Origin of the sequence: Sphingomonas sp. NFX23 (genome assembly GCF_049887795.1) — a bacterium.
In the GTDB taxonomy this organism is placed as follows: Bacteria; Pseudomonadota; Alphaproteobacteria; order Sphingomonadales; family Sphingomonadaceae; genus Sphingomonas.
Genome location: NZ_JAGEKH010000008.1, coordinates 1 through 25582, shown reverse-complemented (window position 1 = coordinate 25582; position 25582 = coordinate 1). Strand labels below are relative to the sequence as shown.

Below are 25582 nucleotides of genomic sequence, written 5' to 3'. Positions count from 1 at the left end.
TGACACCCTAAGCGGCGGTATCCTTGGGCCAGAGGTATTCGCCAGTGAGGAGGATATGCGCCCATCCGAGCGGTGAGATATGGGCGAGAAGGTGATCGGGCGTCTCGAGCCCTTCGCGGCGTCGGGCTTCGACGGCATGGCCGAGATGCAGGGTGTTCCAGTAGACGATGATGGCGGTGAGCAGGTTGAGGCCCGCGATCCGATAGTGCTGGCCCTCGGTGGTGCGGTCGCGGATCTCGCCCTGACGGCCGATGCGCAAGGCGTTCTTCAGCGCGTGGTGCGCTTCGCCCTTGTTGAGGCCGACCTGGGTACGGCGCTGCATGCCGGCATCGAGAATCCATTCGATGATGAACAGCGTCCGCTCGATCCGGCCGACCTCGCGCAATGCAGCCGCCAAATCGTTCTGGCGCGGATAGGCGGCAAGCTTGCGCAGGATGCGGCTCGGCGCAACTTGGCCAGCGCTCATGGTAGCCGCGCAGCGGAACAGATCGGGCCAGTTGGACACGATCAGTGCGTCGCGTGCCTTACCGCCCACCAGCGGGCGCAATTCGCTCGGCGTGGCCGCGGGATCGAACACGTATAGCCGTTTGGACGGAAGGTCGCGGATACGCAGTACGAGGCGGTAACCGAGCATGGCGCTAATTCCGAACAGATGGTCGGTGAACCCGCCGGTGTCGGCATACTGCTCCTCGATCCGTCGCCCGGCCTCGTTCATCGTCAGCCCGTCGAGCAGATAGGGTGCCTCGCTGACTGTTGCGGGGATGGTCCGCGATGCGAACGGCGCGAAGCGGTCGTTGACGTGAGTATAAGCCTTGATGCCGGGGTCGTTGCCGTAGCGGGCATTGACGGTGTTCATCGCCTCGCCCTGCCGCGCGGCGGGGTAGAACTGGCCATCGGCCGAGGCAGTGGTGCCCATGCCCCAGACCCGCGCCATCGGCAGCGCACCTTGCGCGGCGACCACGTTGGCCAGCGCCTGGTCGATCGCCGCGCTTTCGACATGCCAGCGTGCGAGACGGGACAGTTGCCAGTAATCATGGGTGTTGGACGCCTCGGCCATCTTGCGCAGGCCCAGGTTCAATCCCTCGGCGAGCAGGACGTTGAGCAGGCCGATCCGGTCGCCACACGGAACACCGGTGCGCAGATGGGTGAAGGCGTCGGTGAACTCCAGCGCGGCGTCCACTTCGAGCAGCAGGTCGGTGATGCGGATGGGCGGCAGGCGACGGTAAAGGTCCAGCACCAGGTCATCGATCCCGTCCGGCGCATCGGCGGTCAGGCGATCGATGCGCAGCGTCCCGTCCTCGATGCTGCCTTTCGGGATCGTACCGTTGCGCGCGGCGCGACTGAGCCGGGCAAGGCCATCGGCAAGTCGCGCCTTGCGGTCGGCGAGCCAGACATGCGGGTCGGCCGGGACCGCCAGCTTCGCAGCGCGCGCGACCTCCATCGGCACGAGGACGTTCCGGAGGTCGCCGTAGCGATGCGAGCGGTCGAGCCAGACGTCGCCCGAGCGAAGCGCGTCGCGCAGGTGGAACATGACTGCGACTTCCCGAAGGCGCGCATCATCGTCGCCCTTCGCCCGCAACTGACGCCGCCATTTGGAATGTGGGCGCAGGAAATCATCGGTAGCCGGAAGTGCGCCTCTGGTGGCGATGGCGGTCACAGCATCCAGCAAGGGCCGGGCGACCGGCGCGGCTTCGAGGTCGAGGCAGCGCAGCATGCGCGGGGCATAGCGCCGGAAGCGATGATAGCCCTGATCCACATGGGCCAGCGGCTCGTCGCCCAGCGTGTCGGTCAGCGTTCTGGCCGTCGCGACGAGACGGGTGAGATGATCCCATCCCGCAACACGCGCGACCGCATCCTCCAACGACGCGCCGTCGCCATGCGCTTCGAGCAGCGACTGGCCAAGCGCAGTGAAGCCGCTCAGCGTCGCAGTGACCCCACCTCTGGTTTCCGCGGCGCGTACATCATGTAGCTGCTTCGCCTCGCGCCAGGTGCGCCCGACAATCCGGTCATGCGTCTCGATCACTGCATCCGTGGTCGCGGTGGCCCACTCGATGATGCAGACCGCGAGGATGGCGCGACGCCGGTCGGCGCCGAGATCGCGCAGGCCATCGACGAAGTAACGCTCGCCCTGTCGGCGCAGCCGGGCGACGCGATGCGGCGGGACGTCGCCGAGCAGGCCGGCATCAAGGTTCATCGCACGCACGAACTCAAGCCGGTCGAGCAGTCGGTTTGCCGCGGCGGAATTGTTGCCCGGCTCAATCCGGCGCAGCCAGATGAAGCGGCTGATTGCCCCCGGCAGCATTTCGGTCGTCAGCCGGTCAAGCCGGGTGCAGGCGACAAGATCAAGGCGCGATGCGATGCGCTTCTCGATGCCGCGTTCGGCCGCGACGAGCGCATCCGCGCACAAGCGCTCGATCGTCGTGATCGCCGGCAGGATGGTCATGGTATCGCGGCAGCGGGCGATGAAGCGCCGGGCAAGATCGTCGTTCGAGTGTGCCTGCTCGGCTTCGGCGAACAGCCAGTCACGGAACGTCCGTGCCGGCGCGCCCTGACCGGGGAACGTCCTGTATCCGTAGATGGAGCGCAGCACGTCCATATGTTGTTGGCGGGTCTGACGCCGGACGGCGTAACGAACGAGCGCGTCGCCGGCGATGCCGAGCTGGGCACCAAGGAAGGTGGACACCGCGATCGGGATCATCTCGCCCGGTGCGAGCATACGACCGGGATAACGCAGTGCACAGAGTTGCAGTGCAAAGCCGATCCGGTTCTCCGGCCGGCGTCGCCTATCGATATGGATCAGGTCGTCGTCGGCTAGGATGTAATGCCGCAGCAGCGACGCCTCGTCGGTCAGCAGGTCGAGCAGCGATGACCGCTGCCGGGCGCTCAGGATATGGCGTCTCGGCATGCGGCAGTGTCCCTGTTGAACAGAAGTCTGTTTTGGACAACACTGACCCCACGCAAATCAAGGGTTTTTGAGGCCTGATTTCGGGAAGGTTCAATTGGGACAACGTGCCGCCATCTACGCCCGCGTTTCGACCGCCGACCAGTCGTGCGAGCGACAGCTGCGCGATCTTGCCGGTTTCGCCGAGCGGGGCAGCTATGAGGTGGTCGAGGTCTTCCGCGAAACCGCCTCGGGCATGAAGGCCAACCGCTCGGCACGCGGGAAAGTGATGAAGCTGGCGCAGGCGCGGCACATCGACGCGATCCTCGTCACCGAACTCAGCCGCTGGGGGCGCTCGACGCAGGACCTGCTTGATACGCTCAACCGGCTGTCGGGTTGGCGCGTGTCGGTAGTTGCGATGAGCGGCATGACGTTCGAGGTCGATACGCCTCACGGACGGATGATGGCGACAATGCTTGCCGGCATCGCGCAGTTCGAGCGCGACATGCTCAGCGAGCGCGTTCGGTCCGGCCTCGCCGCGGCGAAAGCGCGGGGCCGCAAGCTCGGGCGGCAAATCGGTGACCGTCCCAAGTCCGACCGTCTCGCACCCAGAGTGCTCGCGCTTATTGTGGAGGGGCGCAGTTATCGCTGGATCGCGCGTGACCTAGGCCTTAGCAAAAATACCGTTGCCGCAATTGTTGGGCGATCCCGAGCCGATGCGTCTTCCGATGTCGAAAAGATGGAATAAGTGGTAGCAGGCATCCACATACGCAAATTTGTTGCGCGCGGTTTCTAAATCTAGGGAGATAATATGCTTGCGCTCATCATGTTAGCAGCAACAATTGATATCCGTCGTGATGCGCCGCCCGTTACCCTGGAGCAAGCTCGTAGCATGTCACCAGCCGACTTAGGCGATGCGTTACTCAAGGCTGGTCATTCGCCTATTGTAGAGGCGGTTGTTGGACCTGAGGGAATGCTTCCTCCACCCCCTCCAGATTTACCCGAAGAAAGCGAAATCAAGCTTTTCTCTGCGGCAGAACCTGCTCAGCAACCCGATTTCTGCGAGAAGACAAGGGCAGTGGTGACGTTAGAACCTGTGCTACGTGTTCAAGGAAAATTACCGCCATCGCGACCAAAATCTGTGTTGCTGACGAAGTTATACCGAATGGCGGTACAAAAAAATGGAGCATCGCAATGTGAAGCGAAACGCTACGAGTTTTTTTCTTTGGACGAAAAACTAGCTGGTCGGACGTTTACGATTCTCCGTTTGCTCAACTCTTTACAGATAAACGGGGATCGTAAGGTTCTTGTTAGCATTGACGACCAAGAGGCTCGTGGCATGCGAGACTATGTCAGGAAGAATCCTTCCCAAGCGAAGGGCCTACTAAAAGAGTATACAACGCCAATAACCAATGGTCGCATTGCGATCGAGAGATTTCCAATCTCAAGCATCAGCAACGTAAGAAATTACGTCAAAGCTTGGGATGACACCTTATCAGATTCCGATCTGAAAGATGAGAAGGGACACGATCTGGAAGCCATATCTCTTTTCGCAGGCGGGACTTGGAACGCTGGAATCGTATTGGATGGCGGCAGGATAGTGAAGGTTCGCTTTAAGAAAGCCATCCCGCCTCCCTTTTAATCTTCAACTTTGAGGCAGAAGAATGGCGCAATATCGGTATACCTCGGCTTCAGAACCGGAGGCTAGCTCAGCACCAACCAACTGCTTAAGGTGTCATTTCGCCCTCAGCCGGAACTGACCCCATGTTGGGCGCCGCCAAGATAGCGGCGGGCGGTCTGGCTACCGGGTTGGTCGTGATCGGCTTACACATCTAGGTGGTTCGGCTTGACGCATGGAGGCGGTTCGCAGCCCCGTATGGAGTGCATAGGAATGTCGTAGGGCAGTGCATTTAATATTAAAGGCGGTGCCTTTGGCGCTAGATTAGGTTTCCCGGGACACGCAGATCAAGATCGAGGTCAAGCCTCTCGATGCCAAGCGCCGCGATCGCAAGGTCGAGAAACTCCATCATCGATAGGCCATCCTGGCTTGTCAGCAGGGCGAAGCACAGCCCCTACCCTGACGTTATCGTCGTCAGAAGCCACGACGATGATGACGTAGCCACGCGGCACCGTCACAAAAATCTGATATCCCTGGATGCCATCGGAGTAGGCCAGCCCCGTCGCGCCCGAGACGTAATTGACGCGGAAGAGGCCGGGCAAATCCAGATCCCGGACCGGCGTGACGAGATCAAACGTCACCACGTTGTTCGTGAAGTTGGCCGTCGCAGCCGGGATCGGCAGAGTATCAACCCGTGCCACGGGATACCCGGAAAGCGGCTGGGCGATGATCCCTTGCGCGATCGCGCTGAGATCGTCAGCACCGATGTCGCTGGTTTTGGCCGGCGAGCTGCGCGGCCAGCCGCACGCGAGGACAGCCCACTCCGGCGGGACTATCTCGTCCGGGTCGTCGGAATATGCCTCAGCGTCCTTGAACCAGACAATCTTGCCCCTTCCGATGGCAAGATAGTCGACCCCGTCGGCCGGGGAGAATAGCTGCGGTTCAGACATGAGAGACAAACGCCTTTGAAGCTGAAGATCCGGGTTAATCGATGGGCTCTGGATCGTCGTTGGATATTAAAACGGACTGCAGGCGAACGAGTTAGGAGCGGAATAGATCGCCCTCGATTGCCTGGAAGATAGCCATGTTGATGACGGCCGCCCTCGCCTGCCCAGTACGCTTCGCGACCTGGTCGACACGTTCGAGCAACTCTGGTGCGATCGTCAGAGTGATCTGACGCTTGTTCCCCTTCTTGATCCCCTTCTCGTATTCTGCCGGCGCATCCTTAGGGACCGGCGAGGCATCGGGCGCACCGCTGATGAAGGCGTCCTGTGCGGCCATTGAGGCGGCGCTGGAAACCGGCTTGGGGCGGGGTGTGATAGCCATTGGTCTGGCTCCTATCAGGATCGCGAAGGAATATTAAAAAGCGATGCAATTAGCGTGTCTAGCTCGACCGCGGCTTTGGTGTCCTTGGCGGCCAGTTCCGAGACCGCGAGACCCGCGCCGCCTGCATTGCTGAACGCCTTGCGGCGCCGGATGGGGGAGGGGAGGTACTCAAACTGTGGGAAGTCCTTGACCGCCGCAGCGGCCTCCGCGTTGTCGGTCGACTTCTCACCGGGATCCGCCTGGTTCATCACGGCGAAACAGCGAAGACCGTCTCGCACGCTCCGCGCCTCATCAATCAACGCTGCCATGTCCTCGAGCGCCCAGACGTCATAGGAACGCGGCGCAAACGGGACGAGGAGCACATCCGACAAGACGAGCGCGGCTCGCAGGGCGGTGGAATCGCGCCCGCCGGCATCGATGATGATGTCCTGCCACTTGTCCCGCTGCTGCTGGATCTGCGCACGCAGTGCCGGGCCGTCAGGATATTGGGCGCAAGCAATGCCAGGGAGGCGACCAGCCTGAGCCCGAGCGGCGATGGCTGCTGCGGCGGTTCCTTGACGATCTCCATCAACGAGCCACACATCTCTGCCGGCCATCGCCCTCGCGATTGCGATTTGAACGGCTAAGGTGGTTTTACCAACGCCACCCTTTGTATTTCCTATCGTGACAATCACGGAAGCACCCCAAAAGGATATTAATGTCACCTATATATCCGCGCCGTTTCGCGGTGTCAAAGCTAAGCTATGATTACGACATGCTTTGGATATTAAAGGGATGTTAGGTTCACAGGTAAAGACGCGTCCAACAGGGTTATCCCAACGTGCACGTCGGCAACGGAGCTAAGGGGCCGGTGCGCGAGGGCAGGGGGAGTCCTAATTCTCGCCAACCATCGATGATCGAAACCGCCAGGGCTTACCAATTAGGACCGGGGAGCGAGGCTCAGCGCTTGTCGGCGCAAGGAACGGGCACAGATATACGCTTACGACCGAACCAGTCGTACCGCGCTGACCGCGATCGTCCCGCGTGGGATCAGAGAACGGAATGTTTCGCAGTCAGGAGGGAATGGCAATCATCAGGTCGGGACGGTCTCCCAAACCTTCAATCCGCATCGCCAGGCGCCAAGCGTCCCCATTCTTTAATGTGAGGCAGGGATGACAGTTCGCAGCGATGATTTTCAGCGCCTCGCTTGGGGGTGCTGACCTGAGCCCTTCAGATTGGTCCATTCTTTGTGAGAATTTCCCGGTTAGGTTTGGCAGGTGCCGGCCGAGGGAATCCGCCAATGAAGAAGTCGAGGTTCAGCGAGCAGCAGATAGCGTTCATCCTCAAGCAGGCTGAGGATGGAACAACCGTCGAGGAGGTTTGCCGGAAGGCGGGCATTTCCATCCAGACCTACTACCGATGGCGTAGCAAATACGGAGGGCTGATGCCGTCGGAGATGAAGCGCCTCAAGGTGCTGGAGGAGGAGAACGTCCGGCTGAAGCGGCTGGTGGCCAACCTCAGCCTGGACAAAGAGATGCTGCAGGATGGCATCCGCCGAAAAATGTAAGGCCTGATCGAGCCCGGGAGATCGTCGGCTATTTGCAGGCGAGCTACCAGGTCAGCGAACGGCGAGCTTGCGGCGCGTTTCCGATCAATCGATCGACCCAGCGCTATCAGTCCCGCCGCCTCGATCAGGCCGGCCTCAAGATGCGGATCAAGGAGTTGGCTGCGACCCGTGTTCGCTACGGGTATCGACGCATCCATGTGCTGCTGCGGCGTGAGGGTTGGGAGATCAACCACAAGCGCACCCACCGCCTGTATCGCGAACTCGGGCTGCAGCTGCGCAGCAAGACCCCCAAGCGCAAGGTGAAGGCTAAGCTGCGTGACGACCGGACGCCGGCAACGGCGCCCAACGGGTGCTGGTCGATGGACTTCCTGTCAGACCAGTTGTTTGACGGGCGCAAGATTCGCGTGCTGTCAATCGTGGACAATTTCACGCGCGTGTCACCAGCGCTCGACGTACGGACGAGCTATCGCGGTGCTGACGTGGTTGAGACCCTCGACCGCATCGCCGCGGCTCATGGCCGCCCCAGACGCATTCGCCTGGATAATGGCCCGGAATTCATCTCGAAGGATCTCGACCTGTGGGCCTATCAACATGATGTGGTGCTGGACTTCAGCCGCCCCGGCAAGCCCACCGACAATGCGTTCGCGGAGGCGTTCAACGGCCGCGTGCGGGCCGAATGCCTCAATGCGTACTGGTTCTTGAGCTTGGACGACGCACGGGAAAAATGTGAGGCGTGGCGGCGCGACTACAACGAGCACCGTCCGCACAGTTCCCTCGGCAACCAGACCCCGATGGAGCGCGCCTTTTCGTCAGGGCAGGCATGCCTGCCCTGACGAAAAGAGAGCCGGTTTCTCATAAAGACCGGACCAGAGAAGGGGTGAGGCTCATACCAACCCCGGACTCCAGTTATGACTGGTAGAGCTTTGGGGAGCACGTCACTTCTCCGCCTGCGCCTGCGCAACATCTTCGTTTATGTCAGCCAGTATCACGGTTGCACCCTGCTCGGCCGTGATGCGCGCCGAGGCCGGACCAATACCCTGAGCGGCGCCGGTGATCAGCGCGATCTTTCCGTCGGGTCTGAGCGTCATATCGTTTTCTCCATTGTGTTCGCCCCCAAACTTATTAGTTGATGGTTTGTTCACAACAGAATGAACGTCAAGGCTGATTTTGTTGTTATCGCCGTCGGCATGCTCGGAATGAAGGTAAACAAAGAGACGGCGTTGCTTATGTACGGCGATTGACCAGTTCGAGCACACTTATCGATTGTCATTCATTGGTGACATTGAGGTGGTGTGGTTCGCTGATGGGTCCGGGGAGACACGATTTCAAGCATGCGAACGACAAGCAAACCGTACCGAATCCAAAGCGTCACTCGGCACAGCAATCGATGGTGGTGCAAATCGGCTAAAAACCGCCAGAGACAACGGCCTCATGTCTCGATGCTTGACGGGCAGAATGCTAACCCGTTACCTGTGTGTTCCTTCGACACCATGAATATTTATTACCTTTGCGCACGTGGCTGACAATAGCTTCCGCCACGCCAGACGATTGTGCACTATGCTCCTCTGATCTGACAAGGAACCATGATGTTGGCGACCGAGATGATTGTGCTGAGCGCGTCCGTCGTCTTGCTACTGATCCATATCCAGATCCAGGGTGGTGCGGTGACAAGGGAGCGCGGCAAGGCGTGGAACCTCAGTTCCCGCGACGGGCTGCAACCGCCACTCGGCAAGACAGCAGCGCGCGCGCAACGAGCGCTCGACAATTACAAGGAGACATGGCCCGCGCTCATCGCGCTGACGCTGGCGCTCGAAACAACGGGAAGGGCGGGCGGGATCGGCGCGGCTGGCGCAGTCGTCTGGCTGGTCGCGCGCGTAATCTATCTTCCACTCTACCTAAAGGGTGTCGAAAGGTGGCGAACGGGCGTTTTCGTCCTGTCCCTGGCTGGTATCGTCGCTATGCTGGTACGCCTTATCGGCCTGTTCTAACCGCATGTCCGGCTGCAGTGCCATTGACGACCTGCCAACCGATGCGACCACACAAGCGCCGAACGACCTGCCGCTCACAAGTTCGTTAGACCCTCGAATTCCGACAAGCGGCAGGTGTCCGGCAGGCGAAAGTTACCGGATGTTGGCGAAGTCGGCATCGATCGCAGCGAGCTGCTCGTCGGTGATGCCACCCTTCGACATGCCCTGAATGGTCTTCAACGACTTGCCCTTCACGAACATAAGGCCGTGCTGCTTTGTCATTCCGGGGATATGCGCCTCGATGATTGCCTTGGCTGCTGGGTCCGAGAGCAGCTTGGAGAGAGGCGTCGTTGCGGTCGAATATCGAGGTGTTGCAGCTTGCGCATGAGCAGTCTGTGCCTGGACACCGGTCACCGAGACGCAAGCAGTAAGGAAAGCAGCGATGGGAAACGAGAAGGAACGCATGATATTCTCCTAAATGAACAAGCGTGCCCACTAAAGGAGCAGGCAAAGGCGGGGGCGGGGATTAGTAGCCGTAGTAGTCCTGTTCGTAGACCACGCGCGGCGGGGGGGGCGGCGCGTAATATAGGTCGCGATAGACAACACGTGGGGGCATAGCTGGCGGGGGAGGGGCATCGTAGCCGCGGCTGTCATAACCACGCGCGTCTGCCGCTACCGCCGCACCAATTCCTAATCCGACCAATCCGCCAAGGATGGCACCGGCAGCCGCGCGATCGTTGCGCCGGCCCCATCCGTGATTGCTCCATCCACGAGTGCCCCAGCCGCGATCTGCCCAGCCGCGATCACCACCTCGCTGAGCCTGGGCGGGCATTGCGCCAACAAGGCTTGTAGCTAGCGCTAGACCAACGGCAGCCTGATGCATCCATCGTTTCATAATCAACTCCCTCAATGTTCATTCCGTTTAGCTATGACTGAATGAACAAGAGATGACCAGAGATTTGTCGCAATCGAAGCGAGCCTATTGCTCCTGTCGGCTCTCGATCAAACCACGGCACACGCTCAGGCCGAAGCGGCACTGCGCAGCGCCGAAACCGTCACCCACCAGCCTGGCGGCCGGTGAGCGATTACCGGAGCAGGCCGTGAGCCCCCTCGCCACCGGGTCGGCTGAATCAAGAAATCAACCAGGGTATCATCGATCGAGACTTCGGCGCGGCATTCGGCGAGGTCTACACCGACAACCGCCCGCGCCACAGCATCGGCTGCAGGAAATATCAGCCCAGTAGCACCGCACCTGCGCTCGGCATCACGGACATCATCGTGCCGTCAATCGCGATCACGCCGTAGATAGGCCTGAACTGGTCATAAAACAGGCTTGGGCGGCCTCGAGACCCGAAGCCGCCCCTTGATACCTTGCGCTTCAATAACCGATCTGCGCTGTTACATTCCGGCCACGTTGCTGGCCTTCACCGTGCTGATGTGGCGCTCGACAATCGGCAATGCCGTCGAAGCGACCTGCTTCAGAGCTGGATCGTTTCCGTCAAGGACATACCCCTTGTGGACCGCCCAGGCGGTTTGATGGGCCTGCATCTGCTGCTGCATGTACAGTTGATCGAAGGTTGCCTTCGGGGCCTTCTTAAGGAGCTCAATCTTCGACGCGTTTGCTACCGAAAGCTTGGGCGACGGCTTGGTGATGGTACGATCGGGATTTTTGAGAGCGGCCATCAACGACTGTGTGGTTGTAGTGTGATCGGCGATCATCTGGCGGGCGAAGGATTTGACGTTCGCGTTTTTCGTTTTGGAGAGCGCTATCCGGCTTGAGGCGATTTCATAATTGTCGCCATCTGCGGCTGCGTTCACGTAGTCGGACGCGGATTGCCCACTGATCGGGGATACACCGACGTCGGTAGCGGAAAGCGTACCCGTTACCGCCGTTGGATCCTGCGCGAGGGCGGGCGCAGAAACCGAGAGTGAAATTGCGAGTAAAACCATGCCAATCTTGGATTTATTCATAAAAAGTCCCTTTAAATTAAGTGATTTTACACTGTACTAACTGCGAAATGCTCGTGAGCGAGGATGGATCCCACTCTGTAGAAGGGAACACTATCGCGCTTGTGCGGCAAGCATCGCCGAACGCAGCTCCTCCTTCGAAATGCTGCCATCATGGTTGGCATCGACCTCTGCGAAATGCGCTGCGAGAAGAGCGTTACCCGCACTCGCTTCGGCCTGTGTGATCTTGCCATCGGCGTTCGAATCCAACTGCTTGAACGCTGCGTCGAACTCGGCGGCCTGGCGATCGAGGCGCGTGCGCATAAAAGCGCCAAATTCCGCGCGAGTTACGTTCCCATCCTTGTTAATGTCCATTGCCGCGAAGCCGGCATCGATGTAAGCCTTTGTAGCATCGGTGGTCTGGGCATTCACGCCAGCGAGGGGGGCCGCGATCGCCAGAGCGACACAGAAAGTCTTGATCATTTTTTTAATCCTGCAAAAGATGGGGCCTGCGAATGCTCCCGAGAAGTTTGGCCGGAAGTGTATTACCGGTACGGGTAATTTCCCCGACCTTGATCAACGACCCCTCCGACCGCGTAACCCGAGGGTGAACCCCAAGGGTCGCTTTCAGCCGGACCTGCGTAATAGCCATTGCCCCCATCACGATAACGGGGTGGATCCCGGTAACGATCACGGTCATTGTTACTTGAAGCAATTGCGGCCCCAATACCAAGGCCAAGTATGCCCCCAAGCACGGCCCCGGCGACCGCCTTATCGTTTCGGTCATGCCGCCGTCCGTCACCCCAGTCCGGCCGACGATTGTCCCAGCCCGATCGCCGCTGAGCCGCCGCTGGAACCGCCGATGTCAACAGCGACGACGCGATCATGCAGACTAAGCCTGCCTTCGTTGCAACGCGCATTAATTTAGTGCCTTCATACTGTTCAGTCGTAGCTAAACACCGCAACCGCGTTTTAGGTCCGAAACGCGCGCTTCTTTTTGATCGAGGACGACACGAACGCGACAACTCCCGCCTGCGTGTTATGCTGATTGCACGCGAAGAGGGTATTTCGAAGCTTGCTCGCTAAGCCAGAATAGCAACTCACTGTGAGATTGTGCGCGAGATACCCCTTCCTCACTGTAGACGCACAAATCGAACGTCCATTCGGTTTCTCCAAGGGTCCGTAAATAAATGCGAGGGGCTGGTTGGGCTCGCACGGCGTTACATCGGTTAACCAAGTCCGCAAGGGCATCATGCGCGGCTCGAACGGTATCGCAACCGGTCACACTTAGCGAAAGTTCGAGCCGTTCTGTCATAAGTGTGTCAGCTCTGTTTGTGACCGTCGACGAGATTAGAGCGGAGTTGGGGACGATTGATATGCCCCCATCCACGGTGGCTAGTTCAGTTGCGCGCACCTTGATTTTTCGAATGGTGCCTTCCGTTCCCGAAACAGCAACCCAGTCACCCAATTTAACTGGTCGTTCAATCAAAAGAATAACCCCCGAAACAAAGTTTTGAATGATTGATTGGAGGCCAAAACCGATGCCGACGGATAGTGCGCTGGCAATCAGCGTGATCTTCTCAAGCTGAACGCCAAGCGTGTTCGTGGCACTCAACATAGCAATAATCACGCCGACGTACGTCAATGCAGTCAGGATCGAACTGCGCGCGCCAACGTCCAACGCCGTCGATGGAAGAAACCGGTTCTCCATCCATCGCCGCAAAACACGCGTGAGCCAGATGCCGGCAAACAACATAGCGAGCGCGGTGATCACGCTGCGGGGGGATATATTGAGGGACTGCAAAGATTGAAGCAGCGGTCCGGGCCGGACTTTTTCAGTGACAGCGCCGCCTTGGCCATGGAGTGGCACTGCAATCATTCCGACCGCGATCAGCCAGACGACGATTGTTAGCAGGACGCTGCCGAGAAGAGCGATCTGTGCTACTCGCGCCTGCCCAACCCCGACGACCGCCGTCGCGAACCTTCCGGCCCGGCGGTTAGTATCGAGAAGGCGAATGACAAGTGCGTCGAGGAATCGGGTGAGGAGCCAGGCAGTCGTGAGCAGCAACGCCGCCCACAGCATCTCCTGTAGCAGCAACAGCGCAAACCGGCGACTGCCGAAAATAAACGCCGCACATCCAACCGTTAAAGCGAGCCAAGCGGCGGCAGTCATACCAAACACGGCGGGGATCGCCATATTGGACTCGCCTCCGATCGCATTCTCGGTCTGCCGTTCGCGTGCACGGCCAGCAAGTACTAGGAATCTACCGATCAAGACCGCTTCACCGGTGACCACGACCATCTGGGCAAGCAGCGTCGACACGGAGGTCGCGTGAAGAATGCGCGAAGTTTGATCAATGAAGGCATTCAACGCCAGGGCGATGCCGGCAGCGAATGGATAAAGGCCAATGACGCGACCGAGCCCTGGCGGCATCTGCACCGGGCGCATGGCCTTGTCCTCGGGGGATCGCAAGGCTCGACCGATGCCGAGACCGAAGCCGATAACACCGATGCCCATTGTGATCGTCGATGCAATCGCTGCGACTTCCGGTAGCAGCGGCAGGATCGCTCCAGTGGTAAGGAGGACGATCTGTGCGGCAACCGCCGTCAGCACGGTCGTCACCGCGACGGCGCCTACCGCCTTCGCATACGTAGCAGTGCCACTGTCTCTACGGGCTCCAGAAAGAAATGCCGATAATTTGACGAGGAGCCGGATTCGGACGGGTCCCACAAGCGCAATCGCAACGCTGACTGCTATTAGAAGAATTAAGCCGCCGTATGGCGTTGAGAAAGGCACATCTAATTGACGTTCGACGACAGTCTTTGCGGTGTCGACATCGTGTAGCACGGAATCTATCAGGTTCATCTACAGATCCATCGCAAGGTCGCGATTAGGCGTTTTTCCGAGGGTGATTGCAATTGGATCGGTATTGACTTTGGGACTGCGGTGTTGGTTAATGCGTTATCCATTACCCCAGCACATATCGTCATAAAACTGCGTTATCACCGACTGTCTGGTCGTTCTTCCCCGATAATGATACCATCAGCACTACGCTCTGCCGGGGAGTCGGCCTGTAGGACCGTCCTATGCTACGAAGACATAACGGCAACGACCATTACGGCTAGTGGAATCAGGGCAATGGCGATGCTTACGATGTGCTTCACAACGATGCTCCGAGTGGCGGTTGGCTCAGCCGTGAACCACTGAGGTGGCAAAAGGTTCATATGGTTCATATGGTTCATATGGTTCATATGGTTCATATCGTTCATATATTGCCGAACGACGTCCGCGGCAAGGTGGTGATGTCGTTAGGGTCAGGCATCGACAGTAGGTTAATGACGCCGGCCACGACGCCTATTGCCAAGCGCTACACGACCATTGCGTAGGGCTCTCCGACGCATCAAATGTCTCATGATAGTGCCAAATCGCTAGGTGGGCCAAAGGGGCAGGATCCTGACGGCGTCACGGCCGATGGCTACATTTTGCTCGTTTCACATGTGGAGCAGCCGGTGGTCGAATATCAGGTAGTGACATGATCGTCGCTGGTACGGTGCTGTCGCGGGTTGCAGAGCACCCATCCTGCAATTACGTTTCGTTATGACTGAACGAACATCACGCGTACCCGAAATGAACGGCATCGAGGAATTTGTAGAACGCTTTGGCATCATCGGCGAGGAGGACGGCATGTCCCGGACCGCCGGACGTATGCTGGCACTCCTGCTGTCGGCAGGGGCACCGCTAAGCTTCTCAGAAATTGCAAAGCGGCTCCAGGTCAGCCGTGGCGGGGTAAGCACTAATGTCCGCCTGCTCGAAGAGATGGGCATGGTTGAACGTGTGTCTCGGCCGGGCGACCGGCAGGACTATTTTCAGTTTCCAGCGGATGGCTGGCACCGCCAAATTGAGCGACAGATGGCGCGAGAGCGCAAGGCACGCCAATGCGCCGAAACATTGCTTGGCAGTGGGGCGGACCTATCGCCAGTTGCGCGGCAGCGTGTGAGCTACATGGCCGATCTTCTGAAGGCATCAGAGGCAAAAAATCGCGAGACCCTTAAGTTAATGTCGTCCAGCGACGCCTGACGTCCGTCGACGGTTGACACAGGCTTTCAGTCGCATTATCCGTTCAGTATATTCTGAACGGTCTAGGTGCTTGCGTAGTGATCGACGGTGCGGTGAGCCGCGGATGGCCGGGGATTTCGGCCTCCGTGGCCGTTCGGCGATACGCCGGACTTGGTCTCGCCGCGATTCTGGTCGGCTGCGCAACGGCGCCTTCCGTTCGCACGCCAGTGACCACGCTGCCGTCAAGCTATGATGCAAGCACGTCTTCGCTTCCCGCGATGTCGCTGGATCGCTGGTGGAACCTCTATGCCGATGCTCAACTTGCAGGACTAGTTGAGCACGCGCTCGCAAACGGGCTGACCGCGCGAGAAGCGTTTTCGCGCCTTGATGAAGCGCAAGCCGTCCGCTCTGCGGCACTCGCACGGTACGGGGTGCAGGGCAACGTGGAGGCGAAGGGCCAAATTCAGCGTACACATACTCTGAGCAACAGTCTCGATATTCCAGGATTGGGCGATAGCTCGTCGCTCACTGAACTTTTTGCTCCAACAACGACTAAAACCGGCAATGCAAGCTTGCCGGTCAGTTGGGAGCTAGATCTGTTTGGGCGTCGCCGTGCTGCTCGGCAGACTGCCGATGCCGATTTGGCAGCCGCTCGCTTTACTTACGAAGGTGCTCGCGCAACCCTTGCCGCAGACGTTGCACGATCTCTCTTTCAAGCGCGCGGCTTGGCCGCACAGCTGGAAGACGCGCGAGCGACGGTGACGATTCAGCGGCGCCTTGTGGATGTAACTGGCAAGCGCGCGGCCCGCGGGCTGATTGCAACCTCTGAGGTCGATCAGGTCGCCGGCAATCTGGCGCAGGCAGAAGCACAGGCGGCCGATCTCGCCGGGGCGTTGGACGCCACCCGTCGGGCGTTACTGGTTTTGATTGGTTCCGGCACCTCGCCACTGAAGTCGCTGCCCATAACCGCCACATTGAGCGCGGTACCCGACATCCCCAGTTCGATGCCAGGCGAGTTGTTGACCCGCCGCCCCGATGTCCGCGAAGCACAGGCGCGTTTGCAAGCCGCAACAGGCAACGTTCGGCTGGCTGAACTGGCCTTTTATCCAACGATAACGCTGCAAGCGGCCTTGGCCTTCGCCACGCAGACTGGGGGCATCGCGACGACGACGATTTCGGGTTCCGGTGGGGGCAGCCTAGCCGTGCCGATCTTCGATCGCTCGCGGTTGAAGGCCGAGTTGCGTGGGGCGAGCGCACGAGCGGAACAAGCTGTTCTGACATACGAACGCACGCTGCAGACGGCGTACTCAGAATCTGATCAGGCCCTGGTACGGCTCGAAGCAGACCGGCGTAGAATTACAATGCTCGACGCCGGCCTTGCACGCGCGCGTCGTGCCTACGACGCCGCCGTGAAGCGTTTCGATCTCGGCTTCACCGACCTTCAAGCCGTCCTCGATGCCGAACGCACTTTTCGCGGTGCACGCACCGCCCTGACTACAGCGCACATCGACGGTCTCGAACGCTCGGTCCAGGCCTTTCAAGCCCTTGGCGGGGGCTGGGGCACCTCCACCCCGCAACCTTCCGGATACTGATCTTCAATGACGCACAATCCCCGAATGGTCGCGTTCATGCTGCTAACTTCGCTGGCTGCATGCTCTAACAAATCGAAGACGGAACAGGCGGCAGCACCTGTCCAAGGCGCTCGCGCGGTATCGGTCACAAGGGTACAGTCGCGAGCCCTGGGCGGCAGCTTTGTTGCGTCCGGCTTATTGGTCCCGCTCGAAGAGGCAGCGGTGAACTCGGAATTGTCTGGATACCGGGTGGCAGACGTTTTCGTCGATGAAGGCGATCTGGTTCGTGCCGGACAACCCCTTGCACGCCTCGATCCGACGCTGATTGAGGCAAAAATCCTCCAAGCCCGAGCTCAAGTGGTCCAGTCGCAAGCAAAGGCCACCCAAGCTCAGGGTGAAGCCAACCGGGTGCGTGGACTCGACGGCACTGGCGTTCTTGCGGACGAGCAGATCGCAACGAGGCGTGGTGACGCGGCGAGTGCCGAGGCAGCAATCGACGTCTCTCGTGCGCAGCTGAAAGATCTTCTTACCCAACGCGCGCAAATGGTGATCAGAGCTCCAGTGTCGGGCATTGTCCTACAGAGGACGATCCGGCCAGGTGCGGTCGCCGCCCCTGGCGGCGATCCTATGTTCCGTATTGCACGAGATCGCCGAATTGAGCTCGATGCCGAAGTGCCAGAGGACGCTCTCGCTACCATTAGACCCGGTACGGACACTCAGGTTAGCCTGCCATCGGGCGTCCGGCTTGACGGGACGGTCCGTTTCGTGTCGCCGCGTGTGGACTCTCAGACTAAGCTGGGGCGCGCGCGGATCAGCCTACCTGTGAATCCTCAGTTGCGGTCTGGTGGGTTCGCCCGAGCCGAGTTTCAGCGCATGGCCCGTACAGTGGCTGCTGTTCCAGAGGCCGCGGTGCAGTTCGAGGCCAGTGGGCCACTGCTCGTTGTTCTTGATGGCGGCAATCATGCCCACCGGGTTCCGGTTCGCACCGGAGTCCGTGCGGGTGGTTGGGTCGAGCTGCTGCATGGTCCGGCAGCCGGGACTAGGGTCGCAATGGGAGGAGGTGCATTCCTTCTTGAAGGCGATCCCGTTCGCCCCATAGACCGCGCCTTGGCGGGCGGGAATTGACCTCGTGAAGATTTCAGCCTGGGCGATCCGCAATCCCATTCCCGTTGCGGTCCTTTTCATTCTGCTGATGATCGCTGGTCTTGCGGGATATGCGAGCCTACCGGTCAAGCTGCTGCCCGACGTGTCGCTACCGACCGTGCAAGTCGGCGTAGTGCTGACAGGTGCGGCACCGACTGAGATCGAAACCCAAATTACGCGTCCCGTCGAAGCGGCAGTATCGAACATCGCAGGCGTCAATCACGTCCAGTCGACCGTCTCCTTGGGAAATTCCAGCACCACCGTCACCTTTGCAGTTGGCGAAGATACGCAGCGCGCGACCGATGAGGTGCGTGCGGCGGTTGATCGCATACGCAGCGATTTGCCTCGCGACATCGAGGTGCCGATCGTCGAGCGGGTCGAATTTGATGGCGCTCCGATCGTTACCTACGCGGTTTCTGCGCCGAAGATGTCGGATGTCGACCTGAGTTGGTTCGTCGATGATACGGTGACCAAGCGGCTGGCGACTGCAAAAGGCGTGGCGCAAGTGCAGCGGTTGGGCGGCGTCGATCGTGAGATCAATGTGACGCTGGATCCTGTCAGAATTGATGCTTTGGGCCTAACCGCTCCAGTTATCAACGATGCGCTACGGCGTTACAATGTCGATGCGCCAGGCGGTACCGCGGACATCGGCGGTCGGGCGCAAACCATCCGCGTTCTGGGCGCGGCCGAAACCGTGGCTGAACTTCGCAATACCACGTTGTCGACCGGGCAAGGAAGCCAGGTCAAGCTCGGCGATGTTGCAAATGTAAGCAGCGGGGCGGGGCAACGCACTCACTTTGCTCAGCTCAACGACAACCCAGTTGTCGCGTTCCAAGTGATGAAAACCAAGGCTGCGTCCGATGTCGCAGTCGAGGACGCCGTAAATGCGCAGATCGTGCAGTTACAACATGATCACCCTGGGGTGGCGTTTCGCAAAATCATATCGACGGCCCAAAATACCCGCGACAGTTTTACCGCGACCGTACACACGCTGCTCGAAGGTATGGTGCTGGCTGCAATCGTTGTCTTCTTTTTCTTACGTGACTGGCGCAGCACGATCATCGCGGCGATTGCCATGCCCATTTCGCTCATCCCGACGTTTGCTGCCATGGCGATGCTCGGTTTCAGCTTGAACATCATCACGCTGCTGGCGCTAACGCTGGTCATCGGCATTCTGGTCGATGATGCGATCGTCGAGATCGAGAATATCGAGAAGCGGGTGGAGGCGGGCGAGGCACCGTACCAAGCCGCACTGATTGGCGCCGACGCAATTGGGTTGGCGGTCATCGCCACTACAATGTCAATTGTCGTTGTGTTTCTACCGGTCTCCTTCATGCCAGGCGCGGCGGGTCAGTTCTTCAAGGAATTTGGCCTCACCGTATCGATTTCGGTGCTGTTCTCGCTACTCGTCGCCCGGTTACTGACGCCGCTGCTCGCTGCCTATTTCATAAAGCCCAAGGCTCATACCTTGGAGCGCAAGCCTTTCACCGGGCGCTATCGCAAGGCAATCGAGTGGGCGTTGGCGCACCGCTGGTTATCGCTCGGCGCTGCAGCAGCATTGTTCGTCGCTTCATTGTTCCTTGCCTCGACTTTGCCGACGGGGTTCACGCCCGTAAGTGACAACGGGATCGTTGAAATGTCGATCGAGGGCGCACCTGGGGCGACTATCGACGACATGCGCCGCGCCACGGCAACGATTACCAATGACCTGCAACGGCTCGGTGATGTCGCCCTCGTGTTTGCGTCCGTCGGCGCGGGTGGGGATGTCGGCTCGGGAACAATTACGGTCTTGCTCAAACCCGATCGGTCGCAGACGACTACCCAGTTTCAAAGTGCAATTCGCCCTATGTTTCTGAACGTTCCTGATGTGCGCCTGGGGTTCGCGGAAAGCGGAGGTGGCGGCAGTTCGAACGTGCAAATCATCTTGTCGAGCGAGAACGGCGACGCGCTATCGAAGGCAGCGCTTCAGCTTGAGGAGCAGATGCGGCGCCTGCCGGAGCTCGCAAACGTCCACCAGGTAACACCGCGACCGGGATCCGAGTTGGTGATTCGCCCCAAGCCGGATGAGGCCTCACGGCTCGGCATCACCTCGGAAACCCTGGCGGCAATCATCCGCGTCGCAACCCTAGGGGACATCGACGCAAACACCGCCAAGTTCAACGCGGGGCAGCAGCGTCTGCCGATCCGCGTCCGTTTGCCTGACGCTGCTCGTGCGAACCTGGACACAATTGGTAATCTGCGGGTGCCTCTTTCGGCGGGCGGCTCGGTGCCGCTGGAGGCCGTAGCGGACATCAGCTTCCAGCCAGGTGTGGCTCGGATCGAGCGTTTCGATCGCGAGCGACGTGCAACGGTTCAAGCTGAACTGAACGGGGTCTCACTCGGCGCGGCACTTGATCGCATCAAGACATTGCCCATCCTTCATCAGTTGCCCGCTGGCGTCACACAACCGGCATTCGGACAGGCGGAAGACATGGCGGAGCTGTTCAGCAGCTTTGGTGGTGCGATCCTTGCCGGTATTGCCATGATCTTCGGCGTACTGGTCCTTCTGTTTCGCAGCTTCTTCAAGCCGATCACCATCCTGGCGGCGCTTCCGCTATCGCTTGCAGGTGCTTTTGCAGGCCTCCTCTTAGGTCATGCCGAATTGAACCTGCCGGCACTGATCGGCTTACTAATGCTGATGGGCCTTGCCGCGAAAAACTCGATCCTTCTCGTCGAGCACGTGATTGAATCCGAGCGGGCTGGCGTCCCTCAGCACGAGGCGCTGCTGGAGGCATGTCGCGAGCGGGCACGACCTATCGTGATGACAACCGTCGCAATGGCAGCCGGCATGGTGCCTACGGCGCTTGGACTGGGCGAAGGATCCGAGTTCCGCGTACCAATGGCCCTGGCCGTAATTGGCGGGCTGATCTCTTCGACCGCCTTGTCGCTGGTACTGGTTCCAGTCGTCTATGAGATGATCGATGATTTCGAAAATTGGCTGCGGCCCCGACTGTCGCGCCTCGTTGGACCTACAGGGGATGATCAGCCAGTTCATGGAGCAACGGTGATATGATGAACTGTACCGCAAGCTTGAACCGCCTCGGCGACGTGTTGAGACATGCGCAGGGGCCGGTAACGGAGGTGCCCAAAATCTTTCGTGATTTGCTAATAACGCTTAACGAGGCACACCGTGATGGCGACCACCGTATTTTCGGCGAGCAACTTGCCGCGCTTCGGCCCCGGCTGCGAAGCTATGCACGATCGCTGACACGCGACCCCGACCAAGCGGATGATCTGGTGCAAGATACGATGATGCGCGCCTGGGCTGCCCGTGGTCGCTTTGAGCAAGGTACGAACCTGAAGGCATGGACACACACCATTTTAAGAAACGCATTCAAAAGCTCTCACCGCCGCGCCCGCTTCATCGGCGTCTATGACGAGGTAGTTGCCGAGAACCAGCTAGCCCATCATGGTAATCAAGTTGCGACCGTAGAATTGACCGATGTTGCGCGAGCGATGAGCCGTCTTTCACAGGAACAGCAAGACGCGCTGACGCTCGTTGCCATCGAGGGGCTCTCTTACGAGGAGGCGGCGCATCGTTCCGGGGTGCGACTTGGGACATTGAAAAGTCGTGTGGCCCGTGCACGTGCCGCAATGGACGACATGCTCCGCGATGATTTGCCCTTAGCAAGTCAAACGTTCGCCAAGCCAATGCCCGATCTACCAGATGAATCCTCATCATCGAAGATTCAATCTGTTTCCGGTCGTAATGTCTGGGCACTTGCGAAAGCATCGAACCAAACTCTCTGGATAGGGTGAGGCTACGTTGAGAGAAACGATCTAACCAACCGCATAATGGCGAAGGACTGACTCCGTGCCTATTAATCGTTTTGCCTGCCGTACTTGCGTCATGATGCTTTTGCCGTTGGTCAGCGCCTGCTCGACGGGGGGGCAAAAGATCACATCTTCCGGGTTCCTCCATGACAACAGCCAACTCAGCAAAGTCCAGAGCCGGAAAAACACCGCTCTGTGGGTAGCGCCGGGGATCGATCTCTCGCGTTACGATGAGGTGGTCGTGGACATACCGGAATGGCATGCTGCGCCACGTGACGCGGAAATTCAATCAAAGTTGCTCAATGAGTTCCGAGGCCAGCTTATTGCCGAACTTGCTACGCGCTACCGCGTCGTCGACCGGGTTGGAACGAATACCCTGAGGATTCGCTCCGCACTCACCAACGTTCGACGGACACGATGGTACCTCAACGTACCCGCCCAGGCGGCCAGTTTCGCTCTAGGCGGGCTTGGCGTCTTCGCACCGCTACAGGGCGGCGCGAGTGAGGAGATGCAGGTCCAAGCCGGGAAGTCTGGGACGGTGCTGATCCAGATGGCGACATACCGCAACGGCAAACCTTGGAACGTTAAAGGGTCCTACGTTGCCTACGATCACGCCCGCATGGCGTTCAAGGGCGCCGCTGGGCAGCTTAATAGAATCTTGGAAAGCCCCTACGATGAGCAAAAGTAGGGAGATCCGGACGAAGTATCGGTCGACTGTAAACACACGGAGCCGGAACCAGCGGCTCGAGGTCATCTCTACGGTATGGCTTATGACCGTGGCGCTGTCGGGCTGCAGCACGTTAGCACCACGTGTACCCTATTCCCTTAGCGATCTTCAAACCGCGCATCCAGTCGGGCAGGAGATAGTCCGGTTTTGGGCGAAGGACGATGATACCGCTTACCGAAACTGGTCCAGCACTCTCTTGGGACAGCGGCAGGCTTCCGGCAGCGGTGTGCCACGCGTCTTGTTGTCTGTGTCGGGTGGATCGGACAAGGGTGCCTATTCGGCGGGACTGCTAAACGCCTGGACCCACCGCGGGGATCGTCCCGTCTTTGACATTGTGACCGGCGTAAGCACCGGAGCTCTGATCGCGCCTTTCGCTTTTCTCGGCAGTGATCAGGATGGCACGCTACGGACAATCTATACGAACCTCAGCCGAAAGGACGTGTATCGGACGCGGATCCTGAGCGGCCTTTTCGGGGGTGCCAGCGTACTTGATACCAAACCATTGCGTGCGCTTATCGATCGCTACGTCACCCCCGCCTTTCTCGAGCGCATCGCCCAGGAACACCGCCACGGTAGGCGGTTATTAGTCATGACGGCCAACCTTGACGCGCAGCGCGGCGTCATTTGGGACATGGGTGCAATTGCGGCGAGCGCTTCGCCTGAACGGGTTGTTTTGTTCCAGCAGGTATTGCTCGCTTCCGCGAGCATCCCAGGCGCCTTTCCGCCTGTGCTGATCAAGAGCGCCGCCAATGGGCAACAAATTGAAGAAATGCACGTCGATGGCGGTACGATCGGCAGCTTCTTTGTGTTGCCAAAGGCTATGCTGGCGCTCGGCGCATCTGACGATAAATCAGCAGGCGTGATATATATCTTATATAATGGTCGCCTTGAGCCTGACTTTTCCATTGTTCGACAAAAAACATTTACAATCGTGTCACGTGCGCTCGCGACCGTGCTTGGACAGAACGATCGAAACGGAATTGATGATTTGCAGGCTATAGCCACTCAAACTAAGGGTAAACTAGTCGTTTGCTCGATCGAGAAGCGAGCGAAGCATGACGATGCGCCACTGTTTGACACTTCGCATATGCGAGAGCTGTTTGCACTCGGAGAGCAGGAAATGGAAGCTATAAATAGTTGTATTCCGAGCAACCCTACCGGTGGGCCGTGAGTTGGCAACTGATAAATCGTCAAGTAAAGCCGTTAGGCTGCATCAGCAATGGACCGTGATGTATCCAAGCGACGTATCAAAGTTGGAGGATCGGCTCCTTGCCCTCATTAAGCATCTTGATTAAATTGGCATGCTGCCCCCCCCCCGGCGCCCCCGCTGCGGGCGAACGACAATCCGTCGGTTTAGGGTCATAAAAACAGCGCAAGGCGAAGCCACAACACTTCAAGCGCTACCCGATCGGCTTCTTTTATACTAATATCGCCGAGGTTCAGCCCGCCGAAGGCAACTACATCCCTTGCCCGGGATGCCGTCATGGCCGCGATCCTGGCCGCTCACGACCAGCAAGGGCACGCCGGCGTGACGTCGCTCGCCATCGCCCTCAATGCCCGCCTTGATGAAGTCGAGGCCGTCACACCGGGAGAGCGCCTGCTCATTTCCGAGCTGCTGAGCCGACTATCAGCAGCCGGCTGAGCCTTCCCGCAAACGAACGGCCAGCGAGATGGCCGGGGCGTTCTCGGAAGCGATGGTCGATCAGGAAAGCTGATGCCTTCTGGGACCTCGCGACAGAAACTAGCACTACTTTGGCAGGTTAAAGGAACCGGCCGGAATCGTCGTTGATTCTCGTGTGTCAGTGTAGGCTGACGGATCACGTGTGATGGTGGTGGACGAGGGCTGGCGAAGCGATCTGGAGCGATGGCTCGAGCCGTTCCTGGCGGGGTTGTCGCATCCAGCGCGGCGCAGGATGTGCCCGCAGTATGTCTCGGGTCTGATCGGTCCGGGCGATCGCAAGAGCGTGCAGCCGATGGCCGCTCGCGGCGGTGAGGCCGGCTACGATCAGCTCCACCACTTCGTCGCCGCAGGTGTCTGGGACAGCGCCCCGGTTGAGGCGGCGCTGTTGAGCGAGGCCGACCGGCTGGTTGGTGGCGCCGATGCGTTTCTCGTCATCAACGATACCGCCATGCCGAAGAAGGGATCAAACACCTAATCCTGTAACTCTGATCGAGGCTCTAACGGTAATAGCCGTCATCGAGGCCGGCGCGACATCGGCACGCAAGCAGGCCGCTGGCGCACTTTCACTGACTGACGAAGAAATCGCGCGATGGCGATCCGTAGACCGCTGGGAGCAGCAGAGCGCCTAGCCGTATTGCTCCATGATCTTGCTTTTCTGCAATTTATGTAAGGAAGAGTAGTTCCCGGCGAGCATGGCGCGGACGACATGTTCTGCCGATACGGGATCACGGCTAATCACCGTATCGAGCAGATCGAGGTGGGACGTGATGAGGTCGTGCAGCGCGTTTTTCGGTGCGACATGAAGATGAAATAGCCAGCCCGAGCGCCGATAGAGAGTCTGCAGCGGCAGGAGTGTGTTGCCCAGCATCATTTCTCCGGACGCCGACAGGATAACAGTGTTGAGTTGACTATCGACAACATTGAACTCGGCTAGCGTCATGATTTCGATGCCGCTGCGTAGGGCATCTGCAGCCTCTATGAGTTGCGCAATATGCTCGTCATCGGCCCGCTGGGCTGCGAGCTTACACGCAATTGCCTCCATTTCAATGCGCACCGGCAGTAATATCTGCTCTTCCTCAAGATCAAGCGGAGCGATTCGCAGGCCTGATCTCGGCTGCACGTGAATCAGTCGTGCGGTCGAGAGCCGCTTGACGGCATCATGCACAGGCGTGCGGCCGAACCCCGACACGCCTTCCAGTTCGCTGAGTGTGGTGCGTGAACCAGGTCGAAGTTCGGTGGTGACGATCAAAGCCTCGAGGCTGTCATACGCCTGCTGAGACAGACTTCTTCCCTGCAATCGCCGCT

23 protein-coding genes and 1 pseudogene are annotated in these 25582 nt (G+C 59.2%); 13 read left to right on the top strand and 11 right to left on the bottom strand.

Annotated features, from left to right (window positions below; all coding sequences use genetic code 11):
- Positions 1–7: 7 nt before the first annotated feature.
- On the bottom strand, positions 8–2905 hold the full coding sequence (locus J4O76_RS19935; protein ID WP_426283832.1) for a Tn3 family transposase: 2898 nt from the start codon (positions 2903–2905) through the stop codon (positions 8–10).
- 94 nt (positions 2906–2999) lie between these two features.
- Between J4O76_RS19935 and J4O76_RS19930 the strand changes: the two genes are divergently transcribed.
- Positions 3000–3629, top strand: coding sequence for a recombinase family protein (locus J4O76_RS19930; protein ID WP_426283830.1), 630 nt, complete (start codon positions 3000–3002; stop codon positions 3627–3629).
- A gap of 63 nt (positions 3630–3692) precedes the next feature.
- On the top strand, positions 3693–4523 hold the full coding sequence (locus tag J4O76_RS19925; protein WP_426283829.1) for a hypothetical protein: 831 nt from the start codon (positions 3693–3695) through the stop codon (positions 4521–4523).
- Positions 4524–4858: 335 nt separating this feature from the next.
- On the opposite strand, the gene J4O76_RS19920 is transcribed toward J4O76_RS19925, so the two are convergent.
- From J4O76_RS19920 to J4O76_RS19910, 3 genes are all read right to left on the bottom strand, one after another.
- The gene (locus tag J4O76_RS19920; RefSeq protein WP_426283828.1) at positions 4859–5449 is read right to left on the bottom strand and encodes a hypothetical protein; all 591 of its coding nucleotides are present in this window, start codon (positions 5447–5449) and stop codon (positions 4859–4861) included.
- A 91-nt stretch (positions 5450–5540) separates the two neighbouring features.
- Positions 5541–5825: a CopG family transcriptional regulator gene (locus J4O76_RS19915; RefSeq protein WP_426283825.1), complete on the bottom strand. Its 285-nt coding sequence runs from the start codon at positions 5823–5825 to the stop codon at positions 5541–5543.
- Positions 5826–5839: 14 nt separating this feature from the next.
- Complete coding sequence (locus J4O76_RS19910; RefSeq protein ID WP_426283823.1) at positions 5840–6499, bottom strand: AAA family ATPase; 660 nt, start codon at positions 6497–6499, stop codon at positions 5840–5842.
- A gap of 605 nt (positions 6500–7104) precedes the next feature.
- On the opposite strand from J4O76_RS19910, the gene J4O76_RS19905 reads away from it, so the two are divergent.
- A protein-coding gene (locus J4O76_RS19905) for an IS3 family transposase (protein WP_426283821.1) occupies positions 7105–8204 on the top strand; the annotation gives its coding sequence in 2 pieces (ribosomal slippage) (positions 7105–7366 and positions 7366–8204; 1101 coding nt in all).
- Positions 8205–8306: 102 nt separating this feature from the next.
- On the opposite strand, the gene J4O76_RS19900 is transcribed toward J4O76_RS19905, so the two are convergent.
- Entirely contained in the window at positions 8307–8627 is a 321-nt protein-coding gene (locus J4O76_RS19900) for an SDR family NAD(P)-dependent oxidoreductase (RefSeq protein WP_426283819.1), read from the bottom strand.
- 327 nt (positions 8628–8954) lie between these two features.
- Here J4O76_RS19900 and J4O76_RS19895 point away from each other — a divergent pair, with 327 nt between their 5' ends.
- A complete protein-coding gene (locus J4O76_RS19895; RefSeq protein WP_426283817.1) occupies positions 8955–9359 on the top strand; it encodes an MAPEG family protein in 405 nt (134 codons plus the stop codon).
- 132 nt (positions 9360–9491) lie between these two features.
- Here J4O76_RS19895 and J4O76_RS19890 read toward each other — a convergent pair whose 3' ends face one another.
- The 4 genes from J4O76_RS19890 to J4O76_RS19875 all read right to left on the bottom strand — a co-directional run bounded on the left by J4O76_RS19890 (position 9492) and on the right by J4O76_RS19875 (position 14151).
- On the bottom strand, positions 9492–9803 hold the full coding sequence (locus tag J4O76_RS19890; RefSeq protein WP_426283816.1) for a hypothetical protein: 312 nt from the start codon (positions 9801–9803) through the stop codon (positions 9492–9494).
- A gap of 933 nt (positions 9804–10736) precedes the next feature.
- Entirely contained in the window at positions 10737–11309 is a 573-nt protein-coding gene (locus tag J4O76_RS19885) for a DUF4142 domain-containing protein (protein WP_426283814.1), read from the bottom strand.
- 90 nt (positions 11310–11399) lie between these two features.
- Positions 11400–11768, bottom strand: a complete 369-nt coding sequence (locus J4O76_RS19880) for an EF-hand domain-containing protein (RefSeq protein WP_426283812.1) — start codon at positions 11766–11768, stop codon at positions 11400–11402.
- Positions 11769–12324: 556 nt separating this feature from the next.
- The gene (locus J4O76_RS19875) at positions 12325–14151 is read right to left on the bottom strand and encodes a mechanosensitive ion channel family protein (protein ID WP_426283810.1); all 1827 of its coding nucleotides are present in this window, start codon (positions 14149–14151) and stop codon (positions 12325–12327) included.
- A 762-nt stretch (positions 14152–14913) separates the two neighbouring features.
- Here J4O76_RS19875 and J4O76_RS19870 point away from each other — a divergent pair.
- The 7 genes from J4O76_RS19870 (at position 14914) to J4O76_RS19840 (ending at position 23767) form a co-directional block, all read left to right on the top strand.
- On the top strand, positions 14914–15363 hold the full coding sequence (locus J4O76_RS19870; RefSeq protein WP_426283808.1) for a GbsR/MarR family transcriptional regulator: 450 nt from the start codon (positions 14914–14916) through the stop codon (positions 15361–15363).
- Between the two features lie 77 nt (positions 15364–15440).
- Positions 15441–16934, top strand: a complete 1494-nt coding sequence (locus tag J4O76_RS19865; RefSeq protein WP_426283807.1) for an efflux transporter outer membrane subunit — start codon at positions 15441–15443, stop codon at positions 16932–16934.
- 6 nt (positions 16935–16940) lie between these two features.
- Positions 16941–18038 (top strand): efflux RND transporter periplasmic adaptor subunit, encoded by a 1098-nt coding sequence (locus J4O76_RS19860; RefSeq protein WP_426283805.1) that lies wholly within the window; start codon positions 16941–16943, stop codon positions 18036–18038.
- 4 nt (positions 18039–18042) lie between these two features.
- Positions 18043–21108 (top strand): efflux RND transporter permease subunit, encoded by a 3066-nt coding sequence (locus J4O76_RS19855; RefSeq protein ID WP_426283803.1) that lies wholly within the window; start codon positions 18043–18045, stop codon positions 21106–21108.
- 17 nt (positions 21109–21125) lie between these two features.
- The gene (locus J4O76_RS19850; protein ID WP_426283801.1) at positions 21126–21854 is read left to right on the top strand and encodes a sigma-70 family RNA polymerase sigma factor; all 729 of its coding nucleotides are present in this window, start codon (positions 21126–21128) and stop codon (positions 21852–21854) included.
- 91 nt (positions 21855–21945) lie between these two features.
- Complete coding sequence (locus J4O76_RS19845) at positions 21946–22557, top strand: DUF3313 domain-containing protein (RefSeq protein WP_426283800.1); 612 nt, start codon at positions 21946–21948, stop codon at positions 22555–22557.
- A gap of 82 nt (positions 22558–22639) precedes the next feature.
- Positions 22640–23767, top strand: a complete 1128-nt coding sequence (locus tag J4O76_RS19840; RefSeq protein WP_426283798.1) for a patatin-like phospholipase family protein — start codon at positions 22640–22642, stop codon at positions 23765–23767.
- Positions 23768–23955: 188 nt separating this feature from the next.
- Here J4O76_RS19840 and J4O76_RS19835 read toward each other — a convergent pair whose 3' ends face one another.
- Positions 23956–24081: a hypothetical protein gene (locus tag J4O76_RS19835; RefSeq protein ID WP_426283797.1), complete on the bottom strand. Its 126-nt coding sequence runs from the start codon at positions 24079–24081 to the stop codon at positions 23956–23958.
- On the opposite strand from J4O76_RS19835, the gene J4O76_RS19830 reads away from it, so the two are divergent.
- Together J4O76_RS19830 and J4O76_RS19825 are read left to right on the top strand one after the other, a co-directional pair.
- A complete protein-coding gene (locus tag J4O76_RS19830; protein WP_426283795.1) occupies positions 24080–24238 on the top strand; it encodes a hypothetical protein in 159 nt (52 codons plus the stop codon). The genes J4O76_RS19835 and J4O76_RS19830 overlap by 2 nt on opposite strands.
- Before the next feature lie 184 nt (positions 24239–24422).
- Positions 24423–24749, top strand: a pseudogene (locus J4O76_RS19825) (transposase); the annotation flags it as partial.
- Between the two features lie 153 nt (positions 24750–24902).
- On the opposite strand, the gene J4O76_RS19820 reads toward J4O76_RS19825, so the two are convergent.
- On the bottom strand, positions 24903–25582 hold a 680-nt coding region (locus J4O76_RS19820), incomplete at its 5' end, for a GntR family transcriptional regulator (protein WP_426283792.1).

Excerpts from the sequence above, each read along its gene's own strand:
- J4O76_RS19895 (WP_426283817.1), top strand. The coding sequence starts at position 8,955 with ATGATGTTGGCGACCGAGATGATTGTGCTGAGCGCGTCCGTCGTCTTG.
- J4O76_RS19830 (WP_426283795.1), top strand. The coding sequence starts at position 24,080 with ATGGCCGCGATCCTGGCCGCTCACGACCAGCAAGGGCACGCCGGCGTG.
- J4O76_RS19870 (WP_426283808.1), top strand. The coding sequence starts at position 14,914 with ATGAACGGCATCGAGGAATTTGTAGAACGCTTTGGCATCATCGGCGAG.
- J4O76_RS19885 (WP_426283814.1), bottom strand. The coding sequence starts at position 11,309 with ATGAATAAATCCAAGATTGGCATGGTTTTACTCGCAATTTCACTCTCG.
- J4O76_RS19845 (WP_426283800.1), top strand. The coding sequence starts at position 21,946 with ATGATGCTTTTGCCGTTGGTCAGCGCCTGCTCGACGGGGGGGCAAAAG.
- J4O76_RS19835 (WP_426283797.1), bottom strand. The coding sequence starts at position 24,081 with ATGACGGCATCCCGGGCAAGGGATGTAGTTGCCTTCGGCGGGCTGAAC.
- J4O76_RS19880 (WP_426283812.1), bottom strand. The coding sequence starts at position 11,768 with ATGATCAAGACTTTCTGTGTCGCTCTGGCGATCGCGGCCCCCCTCGCT.
- J4O76_RS19935 (WP_426283832.1), bottom strand. The coding sequence starts at position 2,905 with ATGCCGAGACGCCATATCCTGAGCGCCCGGCAGCGGTCATCGCTGCTC.
- J4O76_RS19925 (WP_426283829.1), top strand. The coding sequence starts at position 3,693 with ATGCTTGCGCTCATCATGTTAGCAGCAACAATTGATATCCGTCGTGAT.
- J4O76_RS19890 (WP_426283816.1), bottom strand. The coding sequence starts at position 9,803 with ATGCGTTCCTTCTCGTTTCCCATCGCTGCTTTCCTTACTGCTTGCGTC.
- J4O76_RS19875 (WP_426283810.1), bottom strand. The coding sequence starts at position 14,151 with ATGAACCTGATAGATTCCGTGCTACACGATGTCGACACCGCAAAGACT.
- J4O76_RS19920 (WP_426283828.1), bottom strand. The coding sequence starts at position 5,449 with ATGTCTGAACCGCAGCTATTCTCCCCGGCCGACGGGGTCGACTATCTT.
- J4O76_RS19840 (WP_426283798.1), top strand. The coding sequence starts at position 22,640 with ATGACCGTGGCGCTGTCGGGCTGCAGCACGTTAGCACCACGTGTACCC.
- J4O76_RS19915 (WP_426283825.1), bottom strand. The coding sequence starts at position 5,825 with ATGGCTATCACACCCCGCCCCAAGCCGGTTTCCAGCGCCGCCTCAATG.
- J4O76_RS19860 (WP_426283805.1), top strand. The coding sequence starts at position 16,941 with ATGACGCACAATCCCCGAATGGTCGCGTTCATGCTGCTAACTTCGCTG.